Origin of the sequence: Nocardia neocaledoniensis, assembly GCF_003182135.1 — a bacterium.
Taxonomy (GTDB): domain Bacteria; phylum Actinomycetota; class Actinomycetes; order Mycobacteriales; family Mycobacteriaceae; genus Nocardia; species Nocardia neocaledoniensis.
In genome coordinates this window covers 385,288-400,808 of the sequence record NZ_QGTL01000004.1, presented here as the reverse complement: position 1 = coordinate 400,808, position 15,521 = coordinate 385,288, and the positions used below count along the sequence as shown (strand labels likewise).

The following is a 15,521-nucleotide window of genomic DNA, read 5'->3' as shown; positions in this document are numbered from 1 at the left end:
ACGGCGAAGGAGGTGGCCCGTATGGCGATGCCCGTGATGTCATGGTCGCCGCCGGTGCGGTCGACCTCGATGCCCGCGGCGTTCCGGTCGACCAGGTGGACTTGGTCGTGGAGGTCGTCTCGCGGTCGACGACGATGACAGACCGTGTCGTCAAGCCGATCATGTACAGCGCTGCCGGTATCGCCTCTTACTGGCGATTCGAGATCAATCCGTTCACAGGCCAATTTCCCGGTGAGACGTTGCCGGTCCTGTTCGCCTACCGGCTCGGCCCCGACGGCGGATACGAGCAAACTCACCGGGTAGCCGCCGACGATGCCGCCGACCTCCGTACCCCCTTCGCCGTTACCATCACCCCGGCCACCCTGCTGCCTCGATCCTGATGCGAGACCAGCCCGGGACAGTGGGCGCGACTCAGCGCAGGCGCTCGTCGGACGTGGCGTCGAAGTAGAAGATCTCGTCGGGCTTGGGGCGCAGGTGGAGGGTTTCGCCGAGGGTGGTGTGGAAGCGGCGGTCGACGCGGATGACGATCTTGCCGGAGCGGGTTGACCAGTCGGTGCCCGCGCCGTGGGTGTAGACGAAGGACTCGGCGCCGAGTTCCTCGAGGAGTTCGGCGACGACGGTGATGCCCTGGGGGTCGGTGGTGACCTCCCAGGATTCGGGGCGGATGCCGAGGACGACGCGCTTGCCGGTCACGCTGCGCGGCACCGGGATTCGCAGGCCGTCGAGCACGGCCGCGCCGTCGGAGACGGGCGCTTCGAGCAGGTTCATGCCGGGTGAGCCGATGAAACCGGCGACGAAGGTGTTCACCGGGTTGTCGTAGAGCTCGCGCGGTGAGGCGATCTGCTGGAGCGTGCCGTCGCGCAGGACGGCGACGCGGTGACCCATCGTCATCGCCTCGACCTGGTCGTGGGTGACGTAGACCGTGGTGGTGCCGAGCCGCTGCTGCAGCGCGGCGATCTGGGAGCGGGTGCTCACCCGCAGTTTGGCGTCGAGGTTCGACAGCGGTTCGTCCATGCAGAACACCTGCGGGCGGCGCACGATCGCCCGGCCCATCGCGACGCGCTGGCGCTGACCACCGGAGAGCTTGGCCGGCTTGCGATCGAGCAGCGGTTCGAGCTCCAGCATCGCCGCCGCCTCGCGCACGCGAACGAGAGTGTCGGACTTGCTCATTCCCGCGTTGCGCAGGGCGAAGCCCATGTTCTCGGCGACGGTCATGTTCGGATACAGCGCGTAGCTCTGGAACACCATGGCCACGTCGCGGGCGCGCGGCGGCAGCCCGGTGACGTCGCGATCGCCGATCCAGATCGTCCCCTCCTCCACCGACTCCAGACCCGCGAGCATGCGCAAACTGGTCGACTTGCCGCAGCCCGACGGCCCGACCAGCACGAGGAACTCGCCGTCGGCGATATCGAGATCGAGTGCGTCGACAGCGGGGGTGTCGGCGCCGGGATAGCGGTGCGTGACACCGTCGAACTGCACTGTCGCCATGGGGGTTTCTCCTGGGAACGAGGCGGGCCGGTGGTCACCACGACCACCGGCCCACGGGGTGACTACTTCGGCAGCTTGGGCGTGATCTGCCGGTCGATGATCGCCTGCACGTCGGCGGCGACCTTCGCCAGCACGGTCGCGGGATCGGCGTTCTGGAGGCCGATCTGCTCGTAGCCGGTGCCGATGATCTGATCGGCGCCGGGCACGAACACCCGCGCGTAGTCCTGCGACTTGGTCACCGCCAGCTGGTCGATGGCGACCTTCGAATTGGGGTTCTTCGCCAGGAAGTCCACCTCGGACGGGTCGTTGACCGCCGACTTGCGCACCGGCATGTACCCGGTGTTCTGCGAGAAGTACGCGGTGTTGGCCGCGTTGGTGACGAACTCGATGAACTTGAGCGCGTTGGCCTTTCGCTCATCGGAGATGCGCGAGGGGATGGCCAGGCCGGCGCCGCCGGTGGTGACGCCGGGGCCGTTCGGGTGCGGCAGGAACGCGGTGCCCAGCTCGAACTTGCCGTCGGCGTTCTTCTTGATGCCCTTGAGGTCACCGGTGGAGGCGATCGTCGAGGCCGCGACGCCGGTGCCGAAGTCGACCGCGATCTGCGGGCGGATCGCCGCGTACTTCTTCACATTGATCGAGTCGCGCAGGTAGGTGGCCGCGGCGATCGAACCCGGGTCGGTGAATTTCAGCTGCCATTTGTCGGAGTAGGCGCCGCCGAAGGTCCAGTTCGGGCCCTGGAAGGTCCAGCCGAGGTAGTTCTTGGCATCGCCCCAGGCGTGCGCGAACTTGTCGGCGCCGACCACCGACTGCAGCTTCGGGCCCCACTCGTCGAATTCCTGCCAGGAGTTCGGGCCGCGGTCGGGCAGACCGGCTTTCGCCCACACGTCCTTGTTGTAATAGAACAGCGGGGTCGAGCGGGCGTAGGGCAGGGCGTAGTGCTTGCCGTCGAAGAGGTAGTCGGCCGCGAGCGAGTCGACGTAGTCGTCGAGCTGCACGCCGGCCGCGCCGAAGAGCCCGTCGAGCGGCTCGATCGCCTTGGTCAGCGCGTAGTTGAACCACCAGACATCCGAGAGCACGACGACATCGGGCAGGTCGCCGCCGGTGAGCGCGGCGTTGAACTTCTGCGCCACCTCCTCGTAGTTCTTGCCCGCGTCGACCAGGTTGACCGTGAGGTCGGGGTACTTCGCGGTGAAGCGGTTGATCAGCTCCAGCTCGAGTTCCTTGGACGTGCCGGGGTGGTTGGACCAGAAGGTGATGGTCTTGGCGTCGCCGCCGGACCCGGACCCGCCGCCGGTGCCCGCGCAGGCGGTCAGCGCCAGACCCGCGGCGGCGGCGCCGGTGAGACCGAGGAAGCCGCGACGGCTCAGCGCCGGGAATCGTGTTGTGGACACGTGGATCTCCGTTCGAGAATCAACCCTTGACCGCACCGGAGGTGAGGCCTTTGATCATGTGACGTTGCAGGGCCAGGAACACGATGAGGATCGGCAGCATCGTGAGCACGGTGCCCGCCATCACCGGACCCCAGTTGGTGACCGAGGGGTTCTCGGTGTTCTGCAGCAGCGTGAGGCCCACCGGCAAAGTGGCGACCTCGGCCGAGTCGGCCATCAGGAACGGCCACAGGTATTCGTTCCACTCGTTCACGAGCGTGACGACCGCGAACGCGACCATGGTCGGACCCGACATCGGCAGCACCACCCTGGTCAGCAGCCGCCACCAGTTCGCGCCGTCCATCCGGGCCGCCTCGATGACCTCACCGGGCAGCGACAGGAAGTGGTTGCGCATCAGGAAGGTGCCGAAGGCGACCCCGCACAGCGGAATGATGATGCCCTGGAAGGTGTTGCGCCAGCCCAGCTGCGCGATGAGCGCGTAGTTGGAGATGACGGTGATCTGGTTGGGCACCATCAGCGCCGCGATGATCACCAGGAACACGATGTTCTTGCCGGGGAACCGCAGGAACACCAGCCCGTACGCGCTGAACACGCCGAGCACGAACTTCACCGCCGACACGACGCCCGTGACGATCAGCGAATTGCGCAGGAAGGTCCAGAACGGCACCGTGGTGGTGGCCTCGCCGTAGTTCTCCGGGTGCCAGGTGCGCGGCCAGTACACCGCGGGCTGGGTGTAGATGTCGGGCCGGTCCTTGACCGAGGTGATCAGGATCCAGAACAGCGGCACGCCGATTAGGATCAGCACGCACACCATCGCGGCATAGCCGAGCGCGGTGATCGCGCGTTCGCGCCTGCGGTACGAGAGGGTTTGTGGGCCGATGTGTTTCATCGCTCGTTCCGATCCATGACGCGCACCTGGATCAGCGTCACCACCAGCAGCACCAGGAACATGATGGTGGCGACGGTGGCGCCGTAGCCGGCCCGGAAATTGCGGAACGACTCCTCGTAGACCTGGAACACCATCGTGGTGGTGCCGTTGCCCAGCGGTCCGCCGCGCGTCATCACATTGATGATGTCGAAGACCTGCAGCGAATTCAGCAACACGGTGATCGACAGGAAGAATGTCGTCGGACGCAATTGTGGGAGAAGCACTTTCGTGAAAGTCGTCCACCGGCTCGCGCCGTCCATTTCGGCCGCCTCCATCAACTCCGCGCGCACGCCCTGAAGGGCGGCGAGATAGATGACGAAGGTGTAGCCGAGGTTCTTCCAGATGTAAGTGATCGTCACCATGAACAGGGCCCAGTGCGGGTCCTGATAGAAGTCCGGCACCCGCTCGACGCCGAGCCGGTGCAACACGTCCTGCACCAGTCCGAAACTCGGGTCGAAGATGAATTGGAAGGCCACGCCGATGGCCGCGCCGGAGATGACGAACGGCGCGAAAATCGCGGAGCGAACGACATTGCGCCCGAAGAGCTTTCGATCGAGCAGCAGGGCCAGCGCGAGACCGAGCGCCATGCTCACCGCGACCGCGGCCACGGTGAAGATCACCGTGTTGGAGACGACCTTCCAGGAGTCGTCGCGCTGCCACCACTCGAGGTAGTTGTCGAAACCCACCGGGGTCGCGACGGGATCGGCGATGTTCCAGTCGGTGAACGACAGCCGGATGTTGTCGGCCAGCGGCCGGTAAACGAACAGCGTCAGCAGCACCAGATTCGGCACGACCAGGACCAGGAACAGCGCATAGTCCTGCCACGGGCGGCTTTTCAGCCCGCGGCCTCGTGGTGCGGGGAGGACCCGCTCTGGACTGCTTCGCACCGCGGCAGTTTTACGGCGCATGGCGAACTGTTGGTTAACCCTGGCCGCCGATCTTCTGAACATCGGGCGCACAGGGCTGAGTACAGCAAAAAGCCGAACAACACGATCGCGATTGATCGTATTGTTCGGCTTTTGTTCAGTGAATCAGTTCCAGTCGCCCAGTCCGTCACCGGAACTCAGGGTCGGGCCCTGGGTGTTGGAGACGATCACGGCGTCGCCGCGCTTGGCGTTCTCGAGGAACCACTTGGCGTTCTCGGTGCTCACGTTCAGGCAGCCGTGGCTGGCGTTGGAGTAGCCCTGCTGACCGACCGACCACGGCGCGGCGTGCACGAAGATGCCGCTGTTGGACAGGCGGGTGGCGTACTCGACCTCGAGCTTGTAACCCTCGGGATCGGTGACCGGGACGCCGTAGGTGGAGGAGTCCATGGTCATCTTCTCGAGCCGCTCACCCACGATGTAGGTGCCGTTGGGGGTCTCGTAGCCGGGCTTGCCGAGCGAGGTCGGCATCTCGCGCACCGTCTCGCCGTTGACCGTCACGGTGATCGTCTTGGTGTTGTCGTCCACGTAGGCGACGAACGCGTCACCGATGTGGAACGAGCTGGTGGTGCCGCCCGCCACGACGGTGACGTCGGTGTTGGCCGGCCAGAACTCGTTCGGCTTCCAGCGCACCTGCTTCTCGCCGGTCCAGTAGAAGTGGCCGGGCGCGGGGTTGCTGGAGGTGACCTTGATGGCCTTCTCCGCGGCCGCGCGGTCGGTGACCGGCTCCTTGAAGGTGATGGCGATCGGCTGCGCGACGCCGACGGTCTCGCCGTCGGCGATGTTGATGTTCGGCGGCGCGAACGGCGCCTGGGCGGCGGGCGCGTCCACCGCGGGCTGGCTGGAACCGGAGCCCGGGAGGGTCGGCTCGGCCTGCGCGGGAATCACCAGCAGTGCGCCGGTCGTCGCGATGGCCGCCGACAGCAGCAGGCCCCGGCGAAGCCGACGCGATCGCTGCGTATGTGCCTCGTAGTGCATAGGTTTCTCGTCCATTCCATCTCCCGTGCCGCACGAGGCGCCACGAGATCTTCGTGATTGACGCGTTACTACTCCCCGACCCTGACCGTCCATTCCTACCTGGCCGGGGTGACAACGTGCCAGCGGCGTTGCGTCGCGATAACGACCTGGCAACTCTGTGCCCTGGATCACATAACAGGCTGTGATCCACCGGCTTTCGTCAAACGCCACGCTCACGGCGGCGAGTCGACGGGAGTGATCTCGGGGCCGCTGGAAGCACATCCGTGTGAGCTTCAAACGTCAAGTGATCGAAATCACTCCGGATTTGTGAAGTGGCTCGCTATGGTCGCGGAGCGGGCGAACTCGATCTGCTCGGCGACGACGCGCTCGCGCAGCGATTGATCGGTGTAGAAGCTGAAGTGGGTGCCCGGATAGACCCGCAGTTCGCCGTCGGGCGCGCGCTCGGCCAGCTCCCGGCTGGTCGCCACCGGCGTCTCGTGGTCGTCGGCGGCGGCGCAGACCAGCAGCGGGCAACGCAGCCGGGCGGCGGACTCGGCCGGGCGATACCGCGTCATCATCGTCAGTAGCGCGCGCGGGGCGACGGTGTTGCGCCAGCTGGTCTCCCCGTCCCCGGTGAGGGTGCGGATGTGCTGCTCGGCCTCATGGGTGGTGGTCACGGCTGTCGTGCCGGGCGCGCCGACCATCGGGATATAGCGCGGTCGCAGTCCGAGCGCGCCGCGCGCGGCATCGTCCACGATCGCCGCCAGCAGCCGCAGGGTGTCGGCGGTCGACCGGCCCGCCACCTTCTTCGGGAAGCCGTTGAACGGGATCTGCGCCACCACGGCGGAGATCCGGGGATCATCGGCGGCGACCGTCACCGCGTGCGCGCCGCCGAGCGAATTGCCCCACAGGACAACGCGTTCCGAGTCGACTTGTGGGTGCGCGCGGGCGAAGGCGATGGCGCCGCGCAGATCGTCGAGCTGGCCGGCGATCGTCGGCACCTGGCGCGGCTCGCCCGCGCTCGCGCCGAAGCCGCGATAGTCGAAGACGAGGGCCGCGAACCCGGCCGCCGCGAAGCGTTCGGCGTAGTCGAACAGCCGGTCCATGGTCCCGCTGAAGCCGTGGCAGAGCACCACGCAGGGCACCGGACCCGCGCCGGCGGGCACCCAGAGGCGCCCGGCGCACCGGGTGCCCGCGACATCGAATGTGACCGTGCTTCCCATGGCGACCAACTCCGCGGCAATAGACTGACCCTTGGTCGGCAGACTACCCCATCGACTGACCCGAGGTAAGTGGATTGTGACGACATCCGAGCGGATCCTGTCCGCCGCGGGCGAGCTGTTCTCGGCGCGCGGCTACCGCGCCACGGCCATGCAGGCCATCGCCGACGAGGTCGGCATCACCAAGGCGGCGCTCTACTACCACTTCGATTCGAAGGAAGCGATCCTCCAACGGCTCACCGTCCCGCTGCTCGACGAGCTGGAGGCGGTGCTGGCCGCGGCCGAGGCGGGCGGCGACCCCGAGGCGGTGCGGTGGCGGGCGATCGAGGGCTATGTCGATGTGCATCTGCGTCACCGGCACACCCTCACCATGCTGGTCAAGGACATGACACTGCTGGTCCAGGCGCCGATCGCGGATCGGTTCCGTGCCGCGATCGCGCTCGCCAACACGCTGGTCGCGGGCCCGGCGGCGGGCCTCGAAGCGCGGGTCAGGGCTTCGCAGGTGGTGGCGGGGCTGGCGGATCCGGTGGTCCTGTTCCGGGACGTGCCCGCCGCGACGCTGCGCGAGCTGATCCTCGACGGGGCGCGGGTACTGCTGGGCGCGCCGGTCGGCACGGTGACGCGGGGCCGGGCCCGTGGACGGGCCGGTGGGCGGCCGGCGAAGCTCGGCGCCGACCGCGTCGACGAGATGAGGGCGCTGCACGCCGAGGGTGTCGGCGCCGCGGAGATCGGCGCCAGGTTCGGGGTGTCGCGGGCCACGGTCTACCGCTGTCTCAAAACGTGAAGCATTGAGACTTTGATTATGAGACGTCAGGCGACCCGGACGAACCGAATCGGACGACCTGGTGCCGTCGCGAGATTGCGAGGCACGGCCCGTGGTCGCCTGCCGAGAGCGAGGGCGGGCTCCAACCTCAGCTCGGTCTCGGTCACCAGCATGGCCAGGACGCTGCGCAGCTCGTGTTCGGCCAGCGTGGCGCCGATGCACCGACGGTGGCCCCCGCCGAACGGCGCGTAGTCGGACGGCGCGATCTTGCGGTCGAGGAAGCGGTCGGGATGGAACAGGCGGGGCGCGGGCCACGTCGACGGCTGGCTGTGCAGCACGCCGACCGCGAGGCCGATGGTCTGGCCGGCGGCGAGGTCGACCCCGCGCCAGCGCCGCGGTTCGGTGAGGGTGCGCAGCACCATCGGCACCGGCGGGTGCAGGCGCAGGGTCTCCTGGCAGAGTGCGCCGAGCAGGGGCGAGGCGGCCTGTTCCTCGGGATCGGTTGGGGCGTCGGCGAGTTCGGCGGTGAGCCGGGAGCGCAGCCCTGGCTCACGGTGCAGGTGGTAGAGCGCCCAGGTCAGGGTCGTCGCCGTCGTCTCGTGGCCCGCGACGAGCAGGGTGCGGAGCTGTTCGCGCAGTTCGGTGTCGGTGAGGGTGCTGCCGTCGTCGTAGCGGGTGGTCAGGAGCAGATCGAGCAGGCCGCCGTCGCCGGGGCCGACGGCGCGGCGTCGATCGATGTCGCCCTGGATCAGACGATCGAGCCGGGCGCGGGCGGCGACGAATCTGCCCCACGGCCCGAATCCCGCTGGGCCACGGCGCAATACCGGCGCGGCGAGCAGCGGTGTGGTGAACGAGGCGAGGAAATCGGCGATGGCTCCGGCGTATTCGACCGCGCGGTCGGCGCGGCGGGCCGAGCCGGGCGCGTCACCGGCGGCCGGGCCGAACGCGGTGGCCAGGATGACGCGCTGGGTGATCGACCGTGCTGCGGACAAGGCATCGAATGTGGTCCCGACCCGCCACGGACCCGTTGCGCCGGAACCGCTTTCGATCTCGGCCAGGGTCGCCTCGCGGATCACCCCCGCCAGTTCCTTCGTGCGCGCCCCGTGCAGCGCCGGTGCGAGCAAGGTGCGGTCGGTGCGGTGCCGTGCGCCGGAACTGAGGATCAGCGACGCGGCGCCCACCATCGGCTCGATCGGATTCGGGCCGGGCGGCCGCACCGCCGCCGCGGGAATACGGAACAGTTCCCGCGCGCCGTCAGCCGTGCCGGTGAACAGCACCGGCGGAAAGCCGGGGAAGCCCACCGCGAACGGATCGCCGCGGCGGGCGCGCCGGCGCAGGTAACCGTCCAGGTCCCAGGCCGCGGCCAGGCCGTGCGGCAGCGACAGGCGCGGTGGTGTCGGCGCGTTCATGTCCTTACCTACGCGGGGGTGGCCGCGACCGGTTCGAAACACTCAGTGCTCGCTCGCGCGCAGCCTGCGCACCGTGCCCTGCGCGATCGCCGACAGTTTCGCCAGCCGCGCGTCGCCCAGCGCGGTGACCGCGTTGCCGAGCCGATTGGTGACGAACGCGATCGACATCCGCAGATCCGGATCGGCGTAGGCACCCGACCCGCCGATCCCATAGTGCCCGAACGCGTGTCGCGGCTGCTGCTTGGTCATCAGGACGGGGCGGTGATAGCCGAGGGTGAAGCGCAGCGGCAGACCGAGGACGTAGTCGCGGCTGTCGGTCTGCTGGGTCCGGTTGACCGCCGCGATCGTCTCCGGGCGCAGGAACCGCACCGGCTCGTCGGCGCCGGTGTACACCACACCGTCGTTGGCGAGGGCGCCGTACATCCTGGCCAGCGCCCGCGCCGAGAACACCCCGTTCCAGCCGGGCATCACCGCGTCGTGCACGCGTGGGTCGCGCACCAGTTCGTCGAAACTCTCCGGCATCCCGGCCTCGGCCAGCCCGCGCACCGGCCGCACCCAGGACAGCACCGACGACGCGGTGTTCCAGCGGATCCCCGGCGGCGCGAGATGCGGGAAGATCTTGGCGATCCGGTACCGCTGCGCCGGCGGGACCTGGAACCAGAATTCCTCGGTTCCCAAGGGCTCGGCCACTTCCCGGCGCAAGACCTCGGTGAACGGCTCGCCCGTGACGCGCCGCACGATCTCGGCGACCAGCCAGCCGAAGGTGATCGCGTGATAGCCCGACGACCTGATCCGGCGAGGGTCGGCCGGGCTCTCGGCCAGCGCGGTGATCACCGCGTCGTAGTCGAGGATGCCCTCGCGGCCGGGCACCAGCCCGCGCACGCGGTGCAGTCCGGCCCGGTGCGAGAGCACGTCGCGCACGGTGATGTCGTGCTTGCCGTGCGCGGCGAATTCGGGCCAGTACCCCGCGACCGGCGCCTCGTAGTCGATGAGCCCGCGCTCGGCCAGCCGGTGCACCACCGTGGCCGCGACGCCCTTTCCGGTGGAGAAGGTGAGCGCGACGTGTTCGCCGTTCCAGCGCTGATCCTTGGCCGCCCAGCCGGCCCAGATGTCCACCACCGGCCTGCCGTCCAGGTAGACGGCCAGCGCGCCACCGCCGCGGTGGGGCTGCGGGAAGAGGCCGAAGAAGTGATCGGCCAGCCGGATGAACCGCGGATCCACCAGCATCTGCCGAGGTGCCGCGAGTGGCTCGCCACCGCGCTTGGTCCTCGGCCCGAAATCTCCCGCCGTTGCCGCCACCATCGGGTTCACCTCCTGATGCAGGTTCGGCCGGGAGGCCGAAGACCAAGGGTAACCGGCGACCGGCCCGCGCGATCGAGTCGACGCGGGTGGCTCCGGTGGTGTATTCACAGTAGGTGTTTGCAGACCTGCCCATCGGCCGTATCGTCGGCGCCGTCGCCATCGCGGTGACCGCGTTCGTCGCGACCGGGTGCGGTGGCACCATCGACGGCCACGCACAACCCGCTATCGATGTGGTCCCCGCGACCAGCACCGGCAGCCCGACGACGAAACCGGGCAAGCCGACGACCAGCAAACCGGCGCCGACCTCGAGCAAGGGCGGCGACACCGACTTCCAGGCCAACGTCGGCGACTGCGTCTCGCTCGGCGGCACCGTCACCGACGCGACGATCGAGAAGGCGTCCTGCGGCAGCCGTTCGTCGAACTACAAGGTCATCGGCAAGGCCAAGACCAGCAGCGGCTGCATCAGCGACCGCGACAACTACTACGCCGAGACCCTCAACGGCATCGAGACCGGCGCGCTGTGTCTCGACATCGACTGGGTGGTCGGCGGCTGCATGGACGTCGGCGGCGACGAGCCCAAGCGCATCGAGTGCAGTGAGGGGGGTTCGGAGCCGGTCAAGGTCATCACCATCAAGAACGACACCGACAGCGTCGACTCCTGCCCCGACGCCGCCGACTCGGGCTTCAAGTACGAAGAGCGACGCGTCGTCGTCTGCGTGGAGAGCCTGTAACCCGGTGCCGGGCCTGCCGAACGGCTAGTTTGGACGGGTGCCCCCGATCAGGACGGTTCGGCTGAAGTCAGCCTCCGGGCGGTGGATTCTGCTCGCCACCATCCTCGGCTCCTCGATGGCGTCGCTGGACGCCACCGTCGTCTCGGTCGCGCTGCCTCGCATCGGTGAGTCGCTGCACACCGACGTCGCCGGCCTGCAGTGGACCGTCAACGGGTACACGCTCACGCTCGCTTCGTTCATCCTGCTCGGCGGCTCGCTCGGCGACCGGCTCGGGCGGCGGCGCGTGTTCGTCTGGGGGATCGTCGGATTCGCGCTCACCTCGCTGTTGTGCGCGGTGTCGGTGAACATCGAGATGCTGGTCGGCGCGCGATTGCTGCAGGGCGTCGCGGGCGCGCTGCTCACCCCGGGCAGTCTGGCGCTGATCTCGGCCTCGCTCGACGAGCGCGATCAGGGCAGCGCGATCGGGCTGTGGTCCGGGCTCGGCGGCGTGGCGGGCGCGCTGGGTCCGCTGCTGGGCGGCGGCCTGATCGACCTGGTCGGCTGGCGCGCGATCTTCCTGTTGAACGTGCCGTTGGCGCTGGTCGTCGCGGTGATCGCGGTGCGGTGGGTGCCGGAGAGCCGCGATCCCGAGGCGCCGACCCGGATCGACGTGCCGGGCGCGGTGATCGTCGCCTGCGCGCTCGGCGCGCTCACCCTCGGCTTGATCGACGGGTATCCGGTGCTGATCGGCGTCGGTGTGCTCGGCCTGGCCGGGTTCGTGCTCGTCGAGTTGCGCAGCCCGAATCCGCTGGTGCCGCCGTCGCTGTTCGGCTCGCGCGTGTTCACCGTGGCGAACCTGGTGACCCTGTTCGTCTACGCCGCGCTGGGGGGCGTCTTCTTCCTGCTCGTGTTGCAGTTGCAGCTGGTCTCCGGGTACTCGCCGATGGCTTCGGGCGCGGCCAGCCTGCCGGTGACGCTGCTGATGCTGGTGCTCTCGGCGCCCGCCGGACGCTGGGCGCAGCGGCACGGCCCGCGCCTGCCGATGACCGCGGGCCCGCTGCTGGCCGCGGTGGGCGTGTTCGCGTTGCAGCGGGTCGGGGCCGAGGCGAACTACCTCACCGATGTGCTGCCCGGCGTGCTGATCTTCGGGCTCGGCCTCGCGGTGATGGTCGCCCCGCTCACCGGCGCGGTGCTGGCGGCGGTGCCCGTCGCCGACGCGGGCATCGCCTCGGGAGTGAACAACGCGGTGGCCAGGACGGCCCAATTGCTCGCCGTCGCGGCGCTTCCCGGCCTGGCCGGCTTGTCCGGCGACTTCGACGACCCGGTCGGCTTCGCCGCGGGCTTCGACACCGCGATGCGCTGGTGCGCGGTGTTGCTGCTGATCGGCGCCGTCGTCGCCGGTGTGCTGTTGCGGGTCCCGCGCCGGGCCCCCGCGCCGGAGCGGGTCGACTGCCTGCCGCACTGCGCGGGCGCGGACGGACCGGCGCTGGCACCGAAATGAACGGGCCGCGTGGACGAATCCACGCGGCCCGCTCGGTCTCTTGTCGCGGCTAGATCGGGCGGTAGCCCGCTCCGACGCCGCCGCGGCCGTTGATGTCGTCCATGATCGAGTTCATGTTGGTGCCGACCTCGGGGCCGAAACAGGCCACGGCCAGGTAGGCGTTCACCATGCCGACCAGGGTCGAGCCGACGACGACCGGTGCGCCGGAATCACCTTCGACCACGCACATCTGCGACCAGGTCTCGGTGTTGGTCTGGAACACATCGCCCCAGGTGATCCCGCAGGTGTTGCCGGTGGTGCGGCCTTCCTTGCAGACGATCGTCGGGAACTGGGCCGGCCCGCCGACGCCGGTGATGCTGACATTGCCGATCCGGTTGACCGGGATGATCCGGCCCGGGGTGAACTCGATGACCGCGTAATCGAGTTCGTGGTTGCTGTAGGCGAACCGGCCGATCTCGCCGAAACCACGGTCGACCTCGGCGGAGACGGACGCGCCCGCGTCGCCGCAGTGGCCGGCGGTCAGGCCGACGAGGCGTCCGGCACCGTCGTGGCCGACGGTGGTGACGGTGCATTCGAAGGTGTTGTCGATGACGATCCCGGAGCCGCCGCCGATCACCGGCGGGCCGGGCTGTGCCTGCGAAGTGCCCGCGCCGGTGCCGAGGAGCGCGGCACCGAGGGCGACGGCGAAGGCAGCGTTGGCCACCTTGGCGAGTGTGGTGAACATGTCCCTCCAGACGTCGGAAGTCCGCACGATATCAATTCGGTCTGCCTATCGTGCCTGTATCCCGTCCCGGGCGCGCCTCGCCACGAGCGGCGTTTGGTGATAGCGATTCTCTATGAATTCAAGTGATCAATTGTCCAGTTTTATGCGAACCTGTGACATGTCGGGGTATTCGCCCGGGGGTCTCGTTATGAATGACAGTTTTCCGCAATATTTATTCGGCACCGCCGCCAATGCTGGAAACGGCCCGGAAAACGACATCTGACGTAACTGCCATACCTGCACAATTGTGGGCTGTATGGTCCGACATGGCAGGACGCATTGCTGTTTCCGGACAGTGACCTCTCTCTATGACAGCGCTCACATGTCGGTGGTGTGTTCTGCGCTACTCCGTAGTAAGGTGCGTCAAGCAAACAAGTCGTCGGGGTGTTGATGACCTGGCGTCGAGAGGGGTAAAAGCAGTGCAGTCGACCAAGAGTCCGCCCGCCCGTTCACGCGTCAGTGAAGCTGTCGACTGGACCAAGGGCCTTTGGGACGACCATCCGAAGAAGTCACTCGAGACCTTCGGTCGACAGATCACGATGGGTATCGAAGCGGTCACGGAGTTGATCGTCGCGATCTTCCGCCGCCGCTTTCCCTTCGACGAGTTCGTCCGCCAGTGCGCCTTCATGGCCAGCGTGGCCGCGGCCCCGACCCTGCTCGTCGCCATTCCGATCGCGGTCATCGTCTCGATTCAGGTCGGCGCCGTCGCCGGTCAGGTCGGCGCGACCTCGTTCATCGGCGCGGCCAACGGCCTCGGCATCATCCAGCAGGGCGCCCCACTGGTCACCTCGATCATGATCGCGGGCGCGGTCGGCTCGGCCGTCTGCGCCGACCTCGGCTCCCGCACCATCCGCGAAGAGATCGACGCGATGAAGGTGATGGGCGTCGACCCGTTGCGCAGGCTGGTCGCCCCCCGGCTCGGCGCGGCGATGCTCGTCAGCTTCCTGCTCTGCGGCTTCGTGGTCTTCGTCGGCTTCATCACCGGCTACATGTTCAACATCTTCGCCCAGGCGGGCACGCCCGGTTCCTACATGAGCACCTTCGCCTCGTTCGCGGTCACCCGTGATCTCGCGGTGGCCCTGCTCAAGTCGGTGATCTTCGGTCTCATCGCCTCGATCATCGCCTGCGACTCCGGCCTGAACGCGCGCGGCGGCCCCGGTGGCGTCGCCAACGCGGTGAACTCGGCGGTCGTCAGCTCGATGGTCATGCTGCTCGGTGTCAACGTGGCGATCACGCAGATCTACGCCGCCGTCTTCCCCCCTCAGGTGGTCTGAGCCATGTCATCAACGTACGTACCTCCCCTGCTGCGCCCGCTACGGCAACTCCAGGCCGCGGGCAAGGCGCCCATCGACATGCTGGCCCGCCTCGGCCATCAGGTCTTCTTCTTCCTGCGCTCCGTCGGCTCGATTCCGTTGGCGTTCAAGCAGTATCCGAAGGAGATCTGGCGTCTGCTCTCCGACGTCACCTGGGGCAACGGCAACATCGTCGTCGGTGGCGGCACCATCGGCGTCATCCTGATCATCAGCGCCTTCGGCGGCATGACGGTGGCCATCCAGGGCCACACCTCGCTGAACCTGCTCGGCCTGAGCCCGATCACCGGCGCCATCTCGGCCTTCGCCACCACCCGTGAACTCGGCCCGCTGCTGGCGGCACTCGCGTTCGCGGCACAGGCGGGGTGTCGATTCACCGCCCAGCTCGGCGCCATGCGCATCTCCGAGGAGATCGACGCGCTCGACTCCATCGCCATCCGCCCGCTGCCGTACCTGGTGAGCACCCGGATGATGGCCGCGGTCATGGCGATCGTGCCGCTGTACTGCATCGGCCTGGTGATGGCCTACGTGTCCTGCTCGATCACCGTCCAGTTGATCGGCGGCACGGCGGCGGGTACCTACTCGCACTACTTCTACCAATTCCTGGTACCGACCGACGTGCTGTACTCGCTGCTCAAGGCGGTCGTGTTCGTCATGATCACGACGTTCATCCAGTGCTACTACGGCTTCTTCGCCTCGGGTGGTCCCGAAGGCGTCGGCGTCGCGGCGGGCCGCGCGATCAAGATGTGCATCATCCTGGTCGTCTTCGCCGACCTGTTCATGACATTGGCGATCTGGGGCGTCAACCCCGGAATCAGGATCTCGGGGTAGGCGCGCGATGATCATCGATCCCAGTGGG

The 15,521-nt window shown here is 68.1% G+C and carries 15 protein-coding genes; 6 read left to right on the top strand and 9 right to left on the bottom strand.

Features of this window, described 5'->3' with window-relative positions:
- Positions 1-41 precede the first annotated feature (41 nt).
- Positions 42-380 (top strand): Uma2 family endonuclease, encoded by a 339-nt coding sequence (locus tag DFR69_RS13825; protein WP_110037916.1) that lies wholly within the window; start codon positions 42-44, stop codon positions 378-380.
- 31 nt (positions 381-411) lie between these two features.
- Here the strand turns inward: DFR69_RS13825 and DFR69_RS13820 are convergent, their stop codons facing one another.
- The 6 genes from DFR69_RS13820 to DFR69_RS13795 all read right to left on the bottom strand — a co-directional run bounded on the left by DFR69_RS13820 (position 412) and on the right by DFR69_RS13795 (position 6,907).
- A complete protein-coding gene (locus tag DFR69_RS13820) occupies positions 412-1,488 on the bottom strand; it encodes an ABC transporter ATP-binding protein (RefSeq protein ID WP_110037915.1) in 1,077 nt (358 codons plus the stop codon).
- A 62-nt stretch (positions 1,489-1,550) separates the two neighbouring features.
- The gene (locus DFR69_RS13815; protein WP_110037914.1) at positions 1,551-2,879 is read right to left on the bottom strand and encodes an ABC transporter substrate-binding protein; all 1,329 of its coding nucleotides are present in this window, start codon (positions 2,877-2,879) and stop codon (positions 1,551-1,553) included.
- 19 nt (positions 2,880-2,898) lie between these two features.
- Entirely contained in the window at positions 2,899-3,765 is an 867-nt protein-coding gene (locus DFR69_RS13810; protein WP_110037913.1) for a carbohydrate ABC transporter permease, read from the bottom strand.
- Entirely contained in the window at positions 3,762-4,712 is a 951-nt protein-coding gene (locus tag DFR69_RS13805) for a carbohydrate ABC transporter permease (RefSeq protein ID WP_186817405.1), read from the bottom strand. Before DFR69_RS13805 ends, DFR69_RS13810 begins: the two co-directional genes overlap by 4 nt.
- A 123-nt stretch (positions 4,713-4,835) precedes the next feature.
- Positions 4,836-5,720, bottom strand: coding sequence for a L,D-transpeptidase (locus DFR69_RS13800; RefSeq protein WP_244198240.1), 885 nt, complete (start codon positions 5,718-5,720; stop codon positions 4,836-4,838).
- A gap of 278 nt (positions 5,721-5,998) precedes the next feature.
- The gene (locus DFR69_RS13795) at positions 5,999-6,907 is read right to left on the bottom strand and encodes an alpha/beta hydrolase (RefSeq protein WP_110037911.1); all 909 of its coding nucleotides are present in this window, start codon (positions 6,905-6,907) and stop codon (positions 5,999-6,001) included.
- A gap of 76 nt (positions 6,908-6,983) precedes the next feature.
- Here DFR69_RS13795 and DFR69_RS13790 point away from each other — a divergent pair, with 76 nt between their 5' ends.
- On the top strand, positions 6,984-7,688 hold the full coding sequence (locus tag DFR69_RS13790; protein WP_167456261.1) for a TetR family transcriptional regulator: 705 nt from the start codon (positions 6,984-6,986) through the stop codon (positions 7,686-7,688).
- Between the two features lie 26 nt (positions 7,689-7,714).
- On the opposite strand, the gene DFR69_RS13785 is transcribed toward DFR69_RS13790, so the two are convergent.
- Positions 7,715-9,076, bottom strand: a complete 1,362-nt coding sequence (locus tag DFR69_RS13785; protein ID WP_110037909.1) for a cytochrome P450 — start codon at positions 9,074-9,076, stop codon at positions 7,715-7,717.
- Positions 9,077-9,118: 42 nt separating this feature from the next.
- Positions 9,119-10,303: a serine hydrolase domain-containing protein gene (locus DFR69_RS13780; RefSeq protein WP_110037908.1), complete on the bottom strand. Its 1,185-nt coding sequence runs from the start codon at positions 10,301-10,303 to the stop codon at positions 9,119-9,121.
- A gap of 188 nt (positions 10,304-10,491) precedes the next feature.
- On the opposite strand from DFR69_RS13780, the gene lppU reads away from it, so the two are divergent.
- Both lppU and DFR69_RS13770 read left to right on the top strand, forming a co-directional pair.
- The gene (gene lppU / locus DFR69_RS13775; RefSeq protein ID WP_110037907.1) at positions 10,492-11,109 is read left to right on the top strand and encodes an LppU family putative lipoprotein; all 618 of its coding nucleotides are present in this window, start codon (positions 10,492-10,494) and stop codon (positions 11,107-11,109) included.
- Between the two features lie 37 nt (positions 11,110-11,146).
- Positions 11,147-12,589, top strand: coding sequence for an MFS transporter (locus tag DFR69_RS13770; protein WP_110037906.1), 1,443 nt, complete (start codon positions 11,147-11,149; stop codon positions 12,587-12,589).
- A gap of 49 nt (positions 12,590-12,638) precedes the next feature.
- Here the strand turns inward: DFR69_RS13770 and DFR69_RS13765 are convergent, their stop codons facing one another.
- Positions 12,639-13,313, bottom strand: coding sequence for a chymotrypsin family serine protease (locus tag DFR69_RS13765; RefSeq protein ID WP_110037905.1), 675 nt, complete (start codon positions 13,311-13,313; stop codon positions 12,639-12,641).
- Between the two features lie 458 nt (positions 13,314-13,771).
- On the opposite strand from DFR69_RS13765, the gene DFR69_RS13760 reads away from it, so the two are divergent.
- Complete coding sequence (locus tag DFR69_RS13760; RefSeq protein WP_110037904.1) at positions 13,772-14,626, top strand: MlaE family ABC transporter permease; 855 nt, start codon at positions 13,772-13,774, stop codon at positions 14,624-14,626.
- A gap of 3 nt (positions 14,627-14,629) precedes the next feature.
- Entirely contained in the window at positions 14,630-15,493 is an 864-nt protein-coding gene (locus DFR69_RS13755; protein WP_110037903.1) for an MlaE family ABC transporter permease, read from the top strand.
- Positions 15,494-15,521: the final 28 nt, after the last annotated feature.

Bases quoted from the DNA above. Each gene is read 5' to 3' on its own strand.
- DFR69_RS13805 (WP_186817405.1), bottom strand. From the start codon at position 4,712: ATGCGCCGTAAAACTGCCGCGGTGCGAAGCAGTCCAGAGCGGGTCCTC.
- DFR69_RS13755 (WP_110037903.1), top strand. From the start codon at position 14,630: ATGTCATCAACGTACGTACCTCCCCTGCTGCGCCCGCTACGGCAACTC.
- DFR69_RS13785 (WP_110037909.1), bottom strand. From the start codon at position 9,076: ATGAACGCGCCGACACCACCGCGCCTGTCGCTGCCGCACGGCCTGGCC.
- DFR69_RS13820 (WP_110037915.1), bottom strand. From the start codon at position 1,488: ATGGCGACAGTGCAGTTCGACGGTGTCACGCACCGCTATCCCGGCGCC.
- DFR69_RS13765 (WP_110037905.1), bottom strand. From the start codon at position 13,313: ATGTTCACCACACTCGCCAAGGTGGCCAACGCTGCCTTCGCCGTCGCC.
- DFR69_RS13800 (WP_244198240.1), bottom strand. From the start codon at position 5,720: ATGGACGAGAAACCTATGCACTACGAGGCACATACGCAGCGATCGCGT.
- DFR69_RS13825 (WP_110037916.1), top strand. From the start codon at position 42: ATGGTCGCCGCCGGTGCGGTCGACCTCGATGCCCGCGGCGTTCCGGTC.
- DFR69_RS13795 (WP_110037911.1), bottom strand. From the start codon at position 6,907: ATGGGAAGCACGGTCACATTCGATGTCGCGGGCACCCGGTGCGCCGGG.
- DFR69_RS13810 (WP_110037913.1), bottom strand. From the start codon at position 3,765: ATGAAACACATCGGCCCACAAACCCTCTCGTACCGCAGGCGCGAACGC.
- DFR69_RS13780 (WP_110037908.1), bottom strand. From the start codon at position 10,303: ATGCTGGTGGATCCGCGGTTCATCCGGCTGGCCGATCACTTCTTCGGC.